The organism is Sporosarcina jiandibaonis (genome assembly GCF_013184495.1).
GTDB classification, from domain to species: domain Bacteria; phylum Bacillota; class Bacilli; order Bacillales_A; family Planococcaceae; genus Sporosarcina; species Sporosarcina jiandibaonis.
The window spans coordinates 723,394-737,846 of the sequence record NZ_JAAOIY010000001.1; the positions used below are offsets into that span (position 1 = coordinate 723,394).

The following is a 14,453-nucleotide window of genomic DNA, read 5'->3' on the forward strand; positions in this document are numbered from 1 at the left end:
TATGGGCGTATTTTTTTGTCCTGCGAACGTATTACGTTGTACTGACATACGATACAGCAAAGATAGTAAATCAAAAAACGAAACGTCATAAATTCAACAATTAAGGGTATTTAAGGAGGAAAAATGTGCATAAAAAAAGCACCCGGTCGATGGGCGCAAGATGGGCTAAGGAGTTGAGTGTCTCTTCCTCAACTTATGCGGGGACATTGGAATATGTGCATAAAAAGGAGTGGAAAGTATGTATGTGACGAAAATTTACGCGAATAACCCGATAAATAAGCCGATTCCTTTACCTGATTCAACTATAAAGAAAAGTTATCTGGAACCAACATTAAAGATTGGTTTAGCTGCCGCGTTGTTTACATTTGGACTTGATGGAGTTGCTTTTGCTGACACAGTCATCGACGAAGAAGCAAGAAAGTTATATTACGGAGAATTTATCGGAATTGCGAAATGGATCCTCGTCGGGAAAGGTGGATGGGATGTTGTTCACAAAGCCCTGAAAGATGACTTTGAAGGCGCCAAAAAATCATTTCTCCAATACCTAATATGCTTTGCCGCATTAATGGGATTGCCTTGGGCGCTTGGAAAGGTTGAAAGCATATTTTCGGGGATGCCGTCATGACGATTTATAGATTAGTAGACAACAAAGTCTATCGAATTACTAGCGAATTTGGAGCGATGGAGCCAGTGCGCGAAGGTCAGCATACAGGAATCGATTTAGCGATGGATGTTGGGACTAAGTTGCGAAGTATCACCAACGGTGTGGTTATAGAGATCTATGACGGTAGCGGATCGATTGGAAAAGGTGTTCGAATCGTTGACGGTGATGGTCGCTCATATATCTACGGACACATGAGCAAGGTTACGGTCAAAGAAGAGCAATATTTACAACAAGGAACTTTGATTGGAGAATCCGGGAACACTGGTAATTCAACTGGTCCCCACTTGCATTTTGAAGTTTGGGAAAATGGGGTGGCTATCGACCCGAAGGAATATAAACCGCTACTTGATGAATTGAGCGGAAACATCAATCCAGCGGATTTGCCCTGGTACGACATTACCGGAAAAGTTGAACTCGCATTCGAGAACAAAATGGAGGAGCTGCAACAACAAATGGCCGATGCAATTGTCGCATTTTTAAAAGCACTGGCTGAGGTTGTGCTCGATTTAACATATTCATTTGCTTTGATCGGTGGCGGGATACTCATATTAGTTCGCGTTGTCGCTGAAATGAAAAAAGCGTCTCAATATTTTTGGCTATTACAAATGTCGAATATCTTAATAAAAATGTTATTAGGTGGTGTGCAATCATGGCAAAACGCGCCGCTCGAATTACCGTGATAAAGCCCGAATACGTTTACCTTCGACTAAAACCGAACAATTCCATACGCAACACTGACACGCACTTAATCGCCCGTACCATTGCCACGTTGTATCGCGGTTTGTGGAACTGTTTGAAATGGGAGGAGATGAAAGCAATTCGGCTGTTTAGGAAAGAGTACGTGATCGGCACCAGATTTAGTTATACGCTCCAAGGAAAAATATCATATTACGTTTATATGGAGAAAGAAAAGGTGGAGTTTTACTTCATTGTCCCCTACTCATTTTTGGATGTAATTAAAGAGCGCCTGGGCAGTGTTTGGAATGGAATCACAATGGAGGAGGTTGTCGAAATACCGACATTCAGCGAAAACGCTTTTAAATATCAAATGGTCTATGAAAAAGAAGATGCATTGAGTTTACGAACAAATCGGAGCGACAATTCACTCCTTAATGCATCTTTGAACGTAATTGACTTAATGGAGGAACAAGATCGGGCCGGAATCCTGTATAACTTTATCCCGGTGGCCCAAGGTAGCTTTGCGCATTCGTACAAGGCGACGATTGACAAGGTTAAAAACGGGATGCCAACGGAGCGGAATAAATTCGGATTGCTTTATTTAATCAAGATGGGCATATCTTTAGTTGATTCGATATTTAACGACATAACGGAAGCACTTGCCGGAAAGAATGAAAAGAAAAACGAAGAAAATGTATTGGATACGATTATCGAAAAGCTAAATGGTGGCAAACAAATTAGCGAAAGCACCGAAAAGAAAATACGCGGCCATGTGCTCGATACGCAGATTTTAATCTTCAGCGAAAGTCCGGATGCAGTGAAAGCACGAAACCATGCCAGTTCAATAGCACAAAGCTTTGATGTGTTGACTGGCGATAACCGACTAATTAAAAAACGATACAGCAAAGGTACTGTGAATTACACGGCAACCCGAATAAATGGCGCTGAAACGAATCGTGTAGGCGATCAAGAAGTACAAAGCTTTATATCCATCGCCGGGCGTGAATTGCTCGAAAGATATCCATTCATGGACAGAGTTGAAACGCAGGAAATACAAATTCCCAAGGAATTGCAAAAAGGCGTGATGTGCATTGGTGACGTTACCTATCGCGGTCAATCTCAAAGAGCTTATCTAAGCGATGACGAACAGTTTAAAAAATTAATGTTGCTGCTCATTGGACCATCAAGGGCGGGCAAAAGTAACCTAATTTCACACCTTAGCATCGATGCAATCGATAATGGAGAATGTGTTGTCATCTTCGACTTTATCAAAAATTGCGAGTTAAGCAAATCCGTAGCTGAATGTTTCCCGGACGATCAAGTGTTGCGCATCCGATGTGACGATTTCGAAAATTTACAAGGCATAGGATATAATGAAGTTGGATATAGTAGTAATGCATTTAAACAGTACGATAACGCTAAACGGCAAACGACCAACACGCTCATGTTAATCGATTCTATCAACGTTGGGTCTGGCGACAGCAGCAAGTTGACTCCGAAGATGGAAAGATACCTAGAATCGGCTTGCTTGGTCGTTTACATCAGCGGTGGCAGCATGAAAGACGTGTTTGGTGTCCTGCTTAATCATGAAACAAGGCATAATTTCATAAATAAAGTACCTAAAAATCAACTTGATAACTTACGTGACTACATCGACAGCATAAAAGAAATTGATGATAAGGATAAAGCCGGAAAAGTCACGGGAACTAAAGTGCAAGCAGGAATCATTGACCGACTAAATGCACTTAAAAGAAATACGTACGTTGAGTTGATGCTTAAAAAAGGTACAAAAAACAATATAAATCTAGTAGACGAAATGCAGAAAAACCAACTAATCGTGATTGAAATGCCCCAGGCAATGTTTACGACGGACGCCGAAAAGGATATTTTTACAACCTATTGGATGTCTAAAATATGGCTAGGTTTGCAAGTTCGCGCTGATCTATACGAAGAGAAAGACTTGAAGAAAGTAAACGTGGTTATCGACGAAATCTACCAAGTCGAACACACTGAACAGTTCTTGAAATCAAAGCTATCCCAACTAGCAAAGTTTGGCATGAAACCTATCGTCAGTTGTCACTATATTAATCAACTCAAGTATTTACGCGAAGAATTACGCAGCGCGAATACGTCTTACATGCTTATCGCCGGGTCCGACAAGAAAAACTTTGACGAACTAAAAGATGAACTATATCCATTTACCGCCGAAGATTTAAAAGATATGAAACGCTACCATAGCTTGAACTACATCAAGACAAAAGATGGGTATGCTCGATTCATTACGAAGTTACCAGGCGAAGTTAGTAGTAGAATTACCAGCCGCACGAAACCTCAACAAATAGAAAACGTAACAGAAGAAAACTTGAAAGTGGGCGAATCAAATGTCATTGATAAAAAACAATAAACTAGTCATTGTATTAATCATTGTCATACTTGTATTAACTTCCTTATTGTTATTAACCAATAAACGAGAGAAAGTGGTTACTGCGGTTGATGGAGTTGAAGAATCTCACAATCCAATTGGTGCTGATCCTGAACTTTACGATAAATTCACATCAATCTACTATACAATCACAGCTGCATACCTTGACGAACGCGAATTGACAGAAGACGAAGAGACGAAAGTCAGTGAAAACTTTAGGTACGCTTGGGATTTGTTTCAAGAAAACGAAAACCTGTATCTCATCGAAGAAGATTTATACACGAAACTATTGCTTATGGATTTGAGTTTCAATTCTTATAACAAGAACAATGCAACACCGAAGGACGAATTAAAAAACGACTTTCAAGAAGCGCGGATGGATGCGCGAAAAGCTATGGGGATAGAGTGAAACCAAGGCGATTGCTCATTTGAGTGGTCGCCTTTTTTATATTTCAAATTTAGCAAGATGCTCACTCATTATTTCTTCAGTACGGTCCCGTAGCTCTCCACTCGAAAACCTCTTACGTTCCTCGAATCTGATTCCTGAAAATATAAATTCAGTGAAATCTTTATCACTGCTATACTTTATTAATTTCATGTTATTCCGCATTAAATAAATGTTTGTTTTCTTCAGTTCGGATTTCGCATTATTAATTGCCTGGTCAATCATCTTTGCGTACGGCCGTGTAAATTTGAGTTGAGTTTCTTCTATAGCGAATAAATCTTTTTCAAGTATCTTAATCAGCATCGGTAAATAAATAGCATTTTCGAAATGTTTTAATGCATCTTGTGGAATCATATTGATCACCATACTTTCTTTTCTTACTATTATGGTACAATATTTTTAATAAAGGGGGAATTAAAATCGAACAAATTAGGGTGTGGGTACCAAAAAAGTTGAAAGCGCGTTTCCTAAAAGCCGCAATAGATAACGAAGTTAAGTGTGATGAATTAATTACTAGATGGATTTCGAATTATGCCGATGAACACGAAGAAAATAAAGCCGCAGAACAATTACATAATGCAGCTGACAGGATTAAAAAGGCGATTACTCATTGAGTGGTCGCTTTTTGTTTTGTTCTAATATAGTCCTTTTGAATCAATTGTAACTATTTTCTGATTATCTGCATACTTCTATGCTATCTATGGTATATTAGAAACAAGAAATAAGGAGTGATGATGAATGAGCAAGCAAAGAGTCAATATGGATTTAGATAAAGAGTTGTGGAAACAGGTCGGAATTACAGCAATTGAACTTGGAATACAAAAAAGAGAAGTTGTAGAAAAATCTTTGAAGGAATTCATTGAAAAAAACGATAATAAAAAGGAGGAATCACGATGAACTTAAAGTATAAAGGTATAAATAAACGTGGGCGTAGCGAGTGGATTGAATTAGACTTGATCAGTAATTACGATCCAGAAGGTGTAGTAATGGAAGAGTGGCAGGTGAATCAATACAGACCTCTTGTAGAAGGCATTCAAGTTAGTATTGGTCGCGAAATGACAAAGAAAGAATTGAGTACGGTTCAGTGGTTGTCTGGATCCGAGAAAAGTTCTATCAGCAATATTATGGGTATCATTTACGCTGCCCATGAACACGGAAAGGAGGCAGTAACATGATTTTAACCGAACGCGAAAAAGGTTTAAATCGCCCAAATGAAACTGGATGACTCTATGAAATTTGATGACGAAGATAGAGGTGTTTATCAATTCGAAATAGATAAACCATCACAAAGCGAGTATCACGTGGCAAAATGCGCAATTTGGTGCTTGGCCGTTGAATACTTTGAAACACCGGAGAAAGTTGTGAGTTATATTGAAAATTAACAAAAAAAGGCGACCGCTCAATTAAGAGTAGTCGCCTTTTTTTACAATAGTGTTTGGATTAGGAACACAACTAAATTCTTCGTTTATTTGTTGTAACTTAACTATAACACACTAAAAATAAGCTTTGCGAATAAATCACACTACACTTTTTGTATTTTAATTTCCTTTGCCTTTTGCTCCACACCTTGCCTAACTGCATTAGCGACGTTACTAGGCTCCCCAAACGCCCCTTTTTGCTTGCCGTCAACGATAACGCGGTAAATATCGCCTTTCGTTTGTGCCGCTGACTTAGGTTTAGGAGTGGGCGCAGGAGTGGGCGCAGGTTTAGGCTTTGGAGCGGGTTTAGGAATCGGTTTAGGTTTAGTTACCTCTGCGAGTTTGGCGAGCGTTAACGGACCTGCTATGCGGTCTACCGTCAAGCCGTATTTCGCTTGGAATACCCCGACTGCAGCACGAACCGCGGGGCCAAATGAATTATCTACAACTAATTGAGCACCCGTTTTGTTTAGATCCGCTTGTAACTTACCGACACCAGGACCAACATCGCCATATCTATAAACAACTACCCCCACTGGATTGCTCACCTGCTCTACTTTTGATGTTTTTGGTTTTAACTTGAAATAAACTGCTAAACCTTCGGCAATCGCTTCGCCTTGTTCTTTAAGCTTTGTATCATTTCTCATCACTAGAATGTCTGTTAGGCTATCCATGAAACCACCCTCAGTCAGGATTGCGGGCATCTTTGCTTCCCGCGTCATATGAAGGTTCGATGTTTTAAGTCCACGATTGCGTAGCCCCATCGCTTGCACAATTCGGGGATGAACAAAAGCTGCTATATCTTTTGATGCTTTACTTGAACCGGGTTGAGTATAAGTTTCAACTCCTCCGTGACTGCCCCATACGCCTAGGTGAGCGTTATGGTGGATGGAGACAAGCACGTCTGCGCCCCATGCGTTAGCTTTATTGGTGCGAGTTACTAGCGGAATGTCTAACCTACCTGTCGGATCGTCAAGGCGCAAGATCTGGACATTCTCGTAAGTGTTTAATTTATTGATAGCGGCAATCGCTACTTTATTATTAAACGACCATTCTTTTTCACCATCTGGCGTTTGTTTTCCTGCGGTAGTTAAGGCGTGACCTGCATCAATGGCAATTTTAGCCATTACTATTAACCTCCTCTTTTATATTTTTACCCGTTTCGAATAGGCCGACGGACATTAGCCCGGCAATTCCTCCCGCCCACATTCTTAATCCTAATTCTGCATCCAAGAAATAAGCTGCAGCACCCACTAAAATACCAATGATAATCGCCATTAAAGGCAAGTATCGTTTGTTAATGTTTGTTGCCTGTTTAAAAACTTGTACCAATCCTGTCACAACGATTGCAATTGCTGTTGCTGATATTAATATTTCATTCATTTTCTTATCCTCCTAAAATAATTTTATTGACAATAATGTCGTAAGCTGCATAAATCAAACCGCCTCCACCTAATAAACCACCGGCAACTTTAAGGTAGATCTTCGATTTCGTTTCATGCGTCACTCGCTTCTTTGCAAAGAATTCATTCATTAAGGTTTTGTCGATTGCATCAAGCTTTTCTTCTGCCTTTTTGTTCCCGGAACCGATCATCTCTTTGACCTCTAAGAATTCGCCTTTTAGGTTTGCCATGTTGACTTCTATTGTTGTTATTCGTTGCTCATGGTTTTGCCACATTGACATTTCATTCACGTCTCCATTCTGCATCCTCGACCCCCCAGGTCATTTATTTTTTTGTAAACAAAAAGAACGCCCGATGTGGACGTTCTTCGCAATTATTGATTTCAGTTTTCAAATAGTACATCAACTATTTTATGACTCTTTAATACTTGTAATTCAGTATTTACTTCTTGCTCATTCTCCTTACTATATTCTAAAAGTAAATCAAAACTATTTCCTTTAACTTTTCTAAAGTCTACCTTAGCTGAATTAATTGCTGACTTTATATAAGGTATACTTTCTTCATCACTAATTTTAACAAAAAAAGTCTTTTTTATTATCCCACTCACGTTTATCCCCTCCCTCTCATCACCATTCGACAAAAAGAGAAGGGAGTCCTTCATTATTCGGCGCTCTCTTTACCTTCTACCACTTTCGACTGTTCAGCCTTCATAACCTCAATCTGCGAATGTGCTAAGTCCAAATTTGTGATTAAATCAGAAATTCTCTTACCTTGCCTTTCTATTGTTAATTTAAACACCTTTTCCAATTCCGTATATTCTTTTTCCATCAAGACCCCTCCAATAAATCTAGCCTATCCCTAACCTCTATGACGAAGTCTTGAAAGGCTTGAACTGTATAGGATTGAAATGTATATAAATCTATACCAATTCCGTCAATTAGTTGTAATGGCGCTTCTTCTAAAATTAAACCTGCTTGCCAACGGTCATATATTGTAGCTTTTCCATTCGTTAACCGTTTATATTCTTTTATTTTTAAGTCCATAATAACATCCAAGGCATTATCATCTAAATCCTTTATGTCTCTTTTTTGACTACTTAAACTGGATTGGTTAAATGCTGATGCCACAATCGGAAAAGTGTTATCGTTCATGTCACCCACATAAACGCTTGGTCCACCTGTATTCAGATATATTCTCGCTTCAGCAGTTTCTAATGCAATCCTACCCGCCAATGAAAAGAGAGTGAGCCCCGTAGATGCTCCGCTTGGCGAATATTCTTTACTGTGAAACTCGATGATACCAGATGCTAGAGTCTCTCCGTCACCATCGCTATATGTGGAAATCCCGAAATCGTTAAAATATAACGACCAATTTTTATCGTCATTCCGCGCCCTGATCTGTCCATGTTCGACTTTTATACGTACAGTGTTTACTTCTGATTGTCCTCGCCACAACCGAGTGTACACTCCGCGTGATTCGATTGCCGAGTTTTCTATTTTAGTATATATTCCAGGAGCATCTTCCGAAATAAATCTACTACCATAGATTTCACTCCCGTATATTTCCACACCCTCGATAATGATCGCCCTTAACGTCCCTGTGGTTATTGCATCTGCCACTATACCGTCTGCAGTCATTGCGGTATCAAAAGTTTGTCCTCCATTAGTTGATATACCTAAACCAGCTGAGTTAAATAACACCAAATTGTTTGGGTTCGTTTTATCTCTCGCGATGATTCCGTTTTCAAATTCCAATTCAGTTTGCGCACTTTGAAGTGCGGCGGTTGCTCGTTTAACCGCTTCTCCTAAAAAGTCATGCTTGATTTTATCGTCATCTGTTAAAATGCGGCTCAATCGTTTTGCCGTATTTGCAAAACTACCCATAACTTTAGCAAAGCTTTTCCCGACGTTCGCAAGTGTAACTGCACATTTAACCGTATCGCCTTTAAAATCTTCTTCCGTTTCAATCCGCATGATCCGCGTGACAATATCAATATCCATAGGCTCATATATTAAAAAAACTTCGTCCCCTTTAATCGGATGCTGATAAGGATAGCCGGCATTACGAAGTTCAGCAAAATCTATGGTGATTGACACTTCCGGTTCGTCTTGTAGGCTCGATTTCAACATATCCCTTAATGCCGTCACTGATGTAAATTCTTCATCATATATAGGCGGTGCGTGTCTCAATCCGTCTGGCGAATCTGATGGGAATTTACTAGCGTTTGGACTTGTATATTCCGCTACGGCCATATACTGTTCATCGCCCACTAATTCACGGTAAAGAGAAATAATGTTGCCACTTTTTAAATAGCCGATCGGTAACGGGTCTGACTTCAATTTGGTATATGGATTCTTACTATCTTTACCTTTAAACGTTGCCACAACTGTATGAGATTTATGTTCTAATCCACGAATAACTTCAATTGTCTTATGTTCTGAAACAACATCTTTATATGTGGTAATCTTAACGCTTTTATTTCCGTCAATTGTAAACTCCCATTTACCACCAAGGAAAGTGAGTATCGTATCAAAGTTGAATCCAGTACCGGTAAAGGTAAATTTAAAGTTAGCGCCAACTGTATTTGTCGCTAACTGATTAAGGCCAGGTTCAGTATACCAAGTGCCGCTACGGCTTGAGTATGGAATTTTAACCCCGCTTAGTACATCTTTCTCTGCTTTAAGTTTTCCGTAACCCTTTACATATGTGGAAACATTTTTGGAATTAATGTTTTTGTTTATGGCTATTACGTTGTGCTTGTATCGAAATTGTATATCCGTTTTATTGCTGATTTTCTTTTTAAAGCGGAAGTGCGTTCCGTTGATTTCAATTTCTGCTTTGTGTTTAACAAGAACCTCTTGAAGTAGCGACAATACGTTATCATCACCAAAGTTTTCATATTTCACACTTGCAAAAGTGTCCGCAATATCGAATGTATATGGCGTTCCCGAAAAAATAAAAGTTAGCGTTTGGAATAAAGTTTTCGTTCCGGAAATGGCTCCATAAACATAGTAATCAATCAAATCGAACATCTTATGATGCGCTACTACTGCTTTAGCGGAACGATCACCAATGTTGCGTTCATTAAAACTTTTAATTCTGTATTCAATCCCTTTATATTCAATGACACTTTCTTCTTTAACTAACGGGAATGCATACTTATTTTTTTCTGAATTTAAAATGAGGAAGGATAGCGAGTATTCGCCATTCACTTCCTCAATCAGTTTAAAACCTTTAGACTCGTATAGAGGTTCTGATTTTCCCGTTAAATCTGTGACCATAGCTATAGGTTGCATGGTATCCTCCTTTCTGTGGATATAAAAAGAACGCCCATGTGGACGTTCCTTGTCAAATATTTAATTTTCGTTACGACGCTTTATGTTCCAAAGGCGAATTAAAAATTTGAACCACGGATTGAGTTACCGTTAACATCCTTACCGATTTCCACGAACTCAATTATTTTTTGATACTCTTTTATGATTTGCTGGTGGTCTTTAAAGTTACTTTCATTAACTTTCAACGTTTTTTCACCTCTTTATAATTTTAACCGATGTTACTCAGCAAAATGTTTAATCATTCCATAAGCTATCCCGCCAAAGCTATCCATACTCACTAGCAAAGCTTCGTTATCGTCCTTTTTGGCAGTTGGTTTCACTCGGTTTCCATTCACATCCAACACATGATACCAAGTCCAGCATGGATCCACTGTGATTGATTTGATACCATATTTTTTAAACGCTTGATTTCTTGTAGTCCCCGCTGGCGCGGAATTGACATATCCGAAAAGTGTATCGGAAGGCAGAACTTCTAAACCAGAAACCTCTTTGTACCATTTACGAGAATTTGCAGTCATAACATTTCTGGCCATTTTCTTAACTTGTTCATCTCCGCTGATTAGCCAACACATTGAAACTTGTCCTTGTGAAATAACCTTAGAGCCACTCACATTGTGCATATCAATAAGCGCGAACGCTTTCCCTTTGTAGCTTGCAAGCCATTGGTCGATATATCTCGTCTCAACCTCCGTCATAGGAGCATCACCGGCGAATAGACCTGTTGGATTCCCATCATCCTCCACAAAAAACCAGTCGGTATCAAAATTTCTATTTGGGTCTACACCTGCTGCCGTTTTTCTTTGGTTGTGTTCAAAAGAATATGGGCCAGCTATTGGTAATACCTTAAAATCAATGTTGTACCGTAGAAATTCCAGTTGCTCATTCGTTATGTGATTCTCGCAAATATCTTTAAAAAACAGGTATGTCGCATATGCTCCTATGCGTTCATTACCATGTATTGCGCTTTGCACAAGCATTATAGGCGCCGGGTCATCAATATCTATGTCTGCTCTTCTTGGAGAAAAACTGTATTCATAGATTGGCAAACTTGTATCATCTGTTCTCTCTGCGGTACCAGAATAGCCGATGATTTTCTTGCTAATATATTCAGGGTTAGCGGCCATCAAATCATCGTAAAGTTGATAAAAAGATTCAACTGTAAAATCTCTAACATCAACTGTATTGTTTTCTACATATGGAGCTGTTTGGTATTTACCTCTTAATTCATCGTAATATAAATACTTATTAGTTGAACCACTCGCACCACCTAATTTACCTCGTAATGCATCATCAAGCATATTTTCCGTGATAGATTTGCCTGGAAGTGGCGCTCTCCCATTAACTGTGTACTGACCATTCGCATAAACATTACTTTGCGATAAAACTGCAACTAACACATAATTTTCCGGAACACCTGCTGTAAGGTTGGTATAAACAACAAAACGAAAGTCCAAAGCATCGTTGTCGCTGTCTATATTTGCGAACATATAAACAGGAGCGCTCCCAACCGTGACAGGAAAATTATAATAAATTCCACCGCTTGATGTACTAGTAATCCTAATCCACTTACGGCCACTGAATATGGCACTACCAGCAGGAAAGAATATCCGTTTACCGTTTAAGTCGTAATCAATAGTACCATTCATGCTTGTCAGGAAAGCCGCATTACCCAACTTAGTACGGACGTCATATTTAAAGTAATCCTTTGGATAAACCCTTTCTCCTACCATTTCTGCCGGAATCAAAGAGTGTGCTTCATATAGCTTAGATACGGTCGTTCCTTCTTCAACCTGCATTAACGGCTCTTGTCCATCGTTCGAAACATAAATAATTAAATAATTACTATCTTCTTTAGATTTTATAGTCTGTTCTTTTATTGTCCCTCCCGTATTATTGATTGCTCCCGCAATATAGTTACGGCTTCCAGCTCCAGGATCACTCTCAAAAGTAGGGTAGGTTCGCGAAAATCCAACTCTCAATATGTTAGATTTAATTACATCTGTCTCATGGATTTTAAAAGTGTAATTTGTATTTGGTTTAATGGGAATTACTGCTGTTCGACCGTCATATATACTATACGAACTCCGTGTATACATTGTATTTAAATCTAATGACGTCTCGACTACAACCATTCCATTTATATAACCATTAAAGAGGTTTTTGCTTTTTTTTGTGAAAGAGAGTTTATCCAAAGTAACTGACTTGTCAGCGTATTTTTTTGTAGTTAAACTGTTATCGGCAGGAACAGCGTTAATAGGGGTATTACCTGCCATCTGCTGAAGAAATTCATCTGTCATGTAGGTTTGGTCGAACTTACCTTTGTTCTTATTAATATCCGAGACCGTGACTTCGCCCTTCTTCATTTTTTCAGCCAGTTGATTCTGCAAGTTCTGCGTTGTATTCATGCAATGCATCAGTAGTCCCGATAACACGATTACCTTGTTCCGTGATGAGTTCTGTCGATTCCGGAACAGCTTCAATCAAGTCGTTGTTCAAACCGACCATTGTCTCTAATTCTTTATTGCTCAATCCCGATTTTTCGCGTAAAGCTTCTTGTTCCGCTGTCAACTTTTCAATCTTGCTGTCGTCAACCGCCGTGCGCAACTCGTCTTGAATATCTAGCAATCTTCCGAATTCTTCTGTGCTTAATTGACTCTTATTCTTTAATTCTTCAAACTGATCTATGCTAGTTTGCAAACTGTCGTGCGTTTCAATCATGGATTCTGCTAAATCAAGGTTCACTTCCTCGAAATCGACAGTATTCATTGCCGCTACAGCGATTAAACCGCCTAGTAATGATAAACCGATGATTGCCGCGCCGACAGGCGTTAATGCAAAAGCGGTTAATGCTAACGCTAGTTTTCCGATTGTCGTGATTAAAATGGCAACACCGGACGCAACCGCTACAAATGTAGCAATTGTCGCAATTGATTTACTGTCAATTTCTCCAAACTTTTCTATAATTCCCGTGCCCGCATCCACGATATCACGAAATAATGGAAGGAATTCGTTCCCTATCGAGATTCCCACTTCTTCCATCGCTGACTTGAATTCTTCAAAAGATCCAACAAGTGTATCACTTTGAATGGCTGCCATTTCCTTCGCTTTCCCTGCTGAATTCTCTAAAGCCTTTGAGTAGTCCCTTAATTCATCTTCTCCTACGTCAAGAATCGCCAAGAATCCAGATGCCGCTTGAGTCCCAACTAATTGCGATGCTGTCTGGGTTTTTTGTGCATCGGTCATGCCTTCCATCTTCTCCGCAATGTGTCCCATTAAATCGGGTAACGGTTTCATTTTTCCATCTGCACCTATAGCTTCGATCCCCAACGTTTTCATAACCTTTGCCGTAGCTCCAACAGGATTTGCAAGTGATAGTAATGATGCACGCAAAACGGTACCGGATTGACCGCCCTGTATCCCTGCATCAGATAATTTACTCAATGCTGTTGTGGTATCTTCAAACGTCCATCCAAGAGATTTAGCAACCGGAGCAACGTACTTCATCCCCTCCGCTAACATCGGCATGTCTGTATTCGCACTAGTCATTGCAGATACAAGCACGTCTACCGCATGCCCTGTATCTTCCGCGGTAAATCCAAACCCGGTCATGATATTAGAAACCATATCAGCAGATGCCGCTAAATCGACATTTCCCGCAATGGCTGCATCAAGAACGGCTGGCAAAGCAGATATTTGTTCGTTTACGCTAAAGCCCGCCATTGCTAAATACGAAAGAGCATCCGCTCCGTCAGTTGCACCAAATATTGTTTCTGCTCCTGCTTTACGCGCCGCCGCTTCCAATCGTCCAAACTCTTCTTCAGTCGCTCCGGATATGGCTCTTACGCGTGCCATGGACTGTTGAAAGTCTGCCGCCACTTTTACACTGCTACCTATCACTGCGACGGCTGCAGCACCAACAATCCCCGCGCCTTTCTGAATTGCATCGAAATCACGCTTTAGGTTTTTACTGGATATCGCCGTCTTGTCCAATTCACCGCGCGCTTCATTCATTTTATCTTTAAAACTTGCTGCTTCCATCGATATTCGACCTTTTAATTCACCAATACTTTTCGACAATATTCCATCAC

At 39.8% G+C, this 14,453-nt stretch carries 17 protein-coding genes; 8 read left to right on the forward strand and 9 right to left on the reverse strand.

Annotated elements, in window-relative coordinates; all coding sequences use genetic code 11:
* Nucleotides 1–238: 238 nt before the first annotated feature.
* Genes G8782_RS03695 through G8782_RS03710 form a run of 4 tightly spaced genes read left to right on the forward strand, consistent with a single transcriptional unit; the run spans nucleotide 239 to nucleotide 4,173 of the window.
* Nucleotides 239–625, forward strand: a complete 387-nt coding sequence (locus G8782_RS03695) for a hypothetical protein (RefSeq protein ID WP_172369547.1) — start codon at nucleotides 239–241, stop codon at nucleotides 623–625.
* Nucleotides 622–1,344, forward strand: coding sequence for a M23 family metallopeptidase (locus G8782_RS03700; protein ID WP_172369548.1), 723 nt, complete (start codon nucleotides 622–624; stop codon nucleotides 1,342–1,344). The genes G8782_RS03695 and G8782_RS03700 overlap by 4 nt, the downstream gene beginning before the upstream one ends.
* Complete coding sequence (locus tag G8782_RS18385; protein WP_216667752.1) at nucleotides 1,314–3,746, forward strand: type IV secretory system conjugative DNA transfer family protein; 2,433 nt, start codon at nucleotides 1,314–1,316, stop codon at nucleotides 3,744–3,746. Before G8782_RS03700 ends, G8782_RS18385 begins: the two co-directional genes overlap by 31 nt.
* Nucleotides 3,724–4,173: a hypothetical protein gene (locus G8782_RS03710; RefSeq protein WP_172369549.1), complete on the forward strand. Its 450-nt coding sequence runs from the start codon at nucleotides 3,724–3,726 to the stop codon at nucleotides 4,171–4,173. Before G8782_RS18385 ends, G8782_RS03710 begins: the two co-directional genes overlap by 23 nt.
* Before the next feature lie 36 nt (nucleotides 4,174–4,209).
* Here G8782_RS03710 and G8782_RS03715 read toward each other — a convergent pair whose 3' ends face one another.
* Nucleotides 4,210–4,563: a YhjD family protein gene (locus G8782_RS03715; protein ID WP_172369550.1), complete on the reverse strand. Its 354-nt coding sequence runs from the start codon at nucleotides 4,561–4,563 to the stop codon at nucleotides 4,210–4,212.
* A gap of 80 nt (nucleotides 4,564–4,643) precedes the next feature.
* On the opposite strand from G8782_RS03715, the gene G8782_RS03720 reads away from it, so the two are divergent.
* The 4 genes from G8782_RS03720 to G8782_RS03735 all read left to right on the forward strand — a co-directional run bounded on the left by G8782_RS03720 (nucleotide 4,644) and on the right by G8782_RS03735 (nucleotide 5,591).
* Nucleotides 4,644–4,823, forward strand: coding sequence for a hypothetical protein (locus tag G8782_RS03720; RefSeq protein WP_172369551.1), 180 nt, complete (start codon nucleotides 4,644–4,646; stop codon nucleotides 4,821–4,823).
* Between the two features lie 124 nt (nucleotides 4,824–4,947).
* Nucleotides 4,948–5,106 (forward strand): hypothetical protein, encoded by a 159-nt coding sequence (locus G8782_RS03725; RefSeq protein ID WP_172369552.1) that lies wholly within the window; start codon nucleotides 4,948–4,950, stop codon nucleotides 5,104–5,106.
* Nucleotides 5,103–5,384 carry a hypothetical protein gene (locus tag G8782_RS03730; RefSeq protein WP_172369553.1) on the forward strand — a complete coding sequence of 94 codons (282 nt, stop codon included), beginning with the start codon at nucleotides 5,103–5,105 and terminating at the stop codon, nucleotides 5,382–5,384. The genes G8782_RS03725 and G8782_RS03730 overlap by 4 nt, the downstream gene beginning before the upstream one ends.
* A 54-nt stretch (nucleotides 5,385–5,438) precedes the next feature.
* The gene (locus tag G8782_RS03735) at nucleotides 5,439–5,591 is read left to right on the forward strand and encodes a hypothetical protein (protein ID WP_172369554.1); all 153 of its coding nucleotides are present in this window, start codon (nucleotides 5,439–5,441) and stop codon (nucleotides 5,589–5,591) included.
* A 140-nt stretch (nucleotides 5,592–5,731) separates the two neighbouring features.
* On the opposite strand, the gene G8782_RS03740 is transcribed toward G8782_RS03735, so the two are convergent.
* From G8782_RS03740 to G8782_RS03775, 8 genes are all read right to left on the reverse strand, one after another.
* Nucleotides 5,732–6,754 carry an N-acetylmuramoyl-L-alanine amidase gene (locus G8782_RS03740; RefSeq protein ID WP_172369555.1) on the reverse strand — a complete coding sequence of 341 codons (1,023 nt, stop codon included), beginning with the start codon at nucleotides 6,752–6,754 and terminating at the stop codon, nucleotides 5,732–5,734.
* Nucleotides 6,747–7,010, reverse strand: a complete 264-nt coding sequence (locus G8782_RS03745) for a holin (RefSeq protein WP_172369556.1) — start codon at nucleotides 7,008–7,010, stop codon at nucleotides 6,747–6,749. The genes G8782_RS03740 and G8782_RS03745 overlap by 8 nt, the downstream gene beginning before the upstream one ends.
* Nucleotides 7,011–7,014: 4 nt before the next feature.
* Nucleotides 7,015–7,335 (reverse strand): hypothetical protein, encoded by a 321-nt coding sequence (locus tag G8782_RS03750; RefSeq protein WP_172369557.1) that lies wholly within the window; start codon nucleotides 7,333–7,335, stop codon nucleotides 7,015–7,017.
* A gap of 77 nt (nucleotides 7,336–7,412) precedes the next feature.
* A complete protein-coding gene (locus G8782_RS03755; RefSeq protein WP_172369558.1) occupies nucleotides 7,413–7,637 on the reverse strand; it encodes a hypothetical protein in 225 nt (74 codons plus the stop codon).
* 53 nt (nucleotides 7,638–7,690) lie between these two features.
* Complete coding sequence (locus G8782_RS03760) at nucleotides 7,691–7,858, reverse strand: hypothetical protein (RefSeq protein ID WP_172369559.1); 168 nt, start codon at nucleotides 7,856–7,858, stop codon at nucleotides 7,691–7,693.
* Nucleotides 7,858–10,326: a phage tail spike protein gene (locus tag G8782_RS03765; protein ID WP_172369560.1), complete on the reverse strand. Its 2,469-nt coding sequence runs from the start codon at nucleotides 10,324–10,326 to the stop codon at nucleotides 7,858–7,860. Before G8782_RS03765 ends, G8782_RS03760 begins: the two co-directional genes overlap by 1 nt.
* 257 nt (nucleotides 10,327–10,583) lie before the next feature.
* Entirely contained in the window at nucleotides 10,584–12,770 is a 2,187-nt protein-coding gene (locus G8782_RS03770; protein ID WP_172369561.1) for a M14 family metallopeptidase, read from the reverse strand.
* Nucleotides 12,733–14,442, reverse strand: a complete 1,710-nt coding sequence (locus G8782_RS03775; protein ID WP_172369562.1) for a phage tail tape measure protein — start codon at nucleotides 14,440–14,442, stop codon at nucleotides 12,733–12,735. Before G8782_RS03775 ends, G8782_RS03770 begins: the two co-directional genes overlap by 38 nt.
* Nucleotides 14,443–14,453: the final 11 nt, after the last annotated feature.

Excerpts from the sequence above, each read along its gene's own strand:
- G8782_RS03735 (WP_172369554.1), top strand. The coding sequence starts at position 5,439 with ATGAAATTTGATGACGAAGATAGAGGTGTTTATCAATTCGAAATAGAT.
- G8782_RS03750 (WP_172369557.1), bottom strand. The coding sequence starts at position 7,335 with ATGCAGAATGGAGACGTGAATGAAATGTCAATGTGGCAAAACCATGAG.
- G8782_RS03765 (WP_172369560.1), bottom strand. The coding sequence starts at position 10,326 with ATGCAACCTATAGCTATGGTCACAGATTTAACGGGAAAATCAGAACCT.
- G8782_RS03710 (WP_172369549.1), top strand. The coding sequence starts at position 3,724 with ATGTCATTGATAAAAAACAATAAACTAGTCATTGTATTAATCATTGTC.
- G8782_RS03725 (WP_172369552.1), top strand. The coding sequence starts at position 4,948 with ATGAGCAAGCAAAGAGTCAATATGGATTTAGATAAAGAGTTGTGGAAA.
- G8782_RS03695 (WP_172369547.1), top strand. The coding sequence starts at position 239 with ATGTATGTGACGAAAATTTACGCGAATAACCCGATAAATAAGCCGATT.
- G8782_RS03760 (WP_172369559.1), bottom strand. The coding sequence starts at position 7,858 with ATGGAAAAAGAATATACGGAATTGGAAAAGGTGTTTAAATTAACAATA.
- G8782_RS18385 (WP_216667752.1), top strand. The coding sequence starts at position 1,314 with ATGGCAAAACGCGCCGCTCGAATTACCGTGATAAAGCCCGAATACGTT.
- G8782_RS03715 (WP_172369550.1), bottom strand. The coding sequence starts at position 4,563 with ATGATTCCACAAGATGCATTAAAACATTTCGAAAATGCTATTTATTTA.
- G8782_RS03740 (WP_172369555.1), bottom strand. The coding sequence starts at position 6,754 with ATGGCTAAAATTGCCATTGATGCAGGTCACGCCTTAACTACCGCAGGA.
- G8782_RS03770 (WP_172369561.1), bottom strand. The coding sequence starts at position 12,770 with ATGAATACAACGCAGAACTTGCAGAATCAACTGGCTGAAAAAATGAAG.
- G8782_RS03700 (WP_172369548.1), top strand. The coding sequence starts at position 622 with ATGACGATTTATAGATTAGTAGACAACAAAGTCTATCGAATTACTAGC.
- G8782_RS03745 (WP_172369556.1), bottom strand. The coding sequence starts at position 7,010 with ATGAATGAAATATTAATATCAGCAACAGCAATTGCAATCGTTGTGACA.
- G8782_RS03730 (WP_172369553.1), top strand. The coding sequence starts at position 5,103 with ATGAACTTAAAGTATAAAGGTATAAATAAACGTGGGCGTAGCGAGTGG.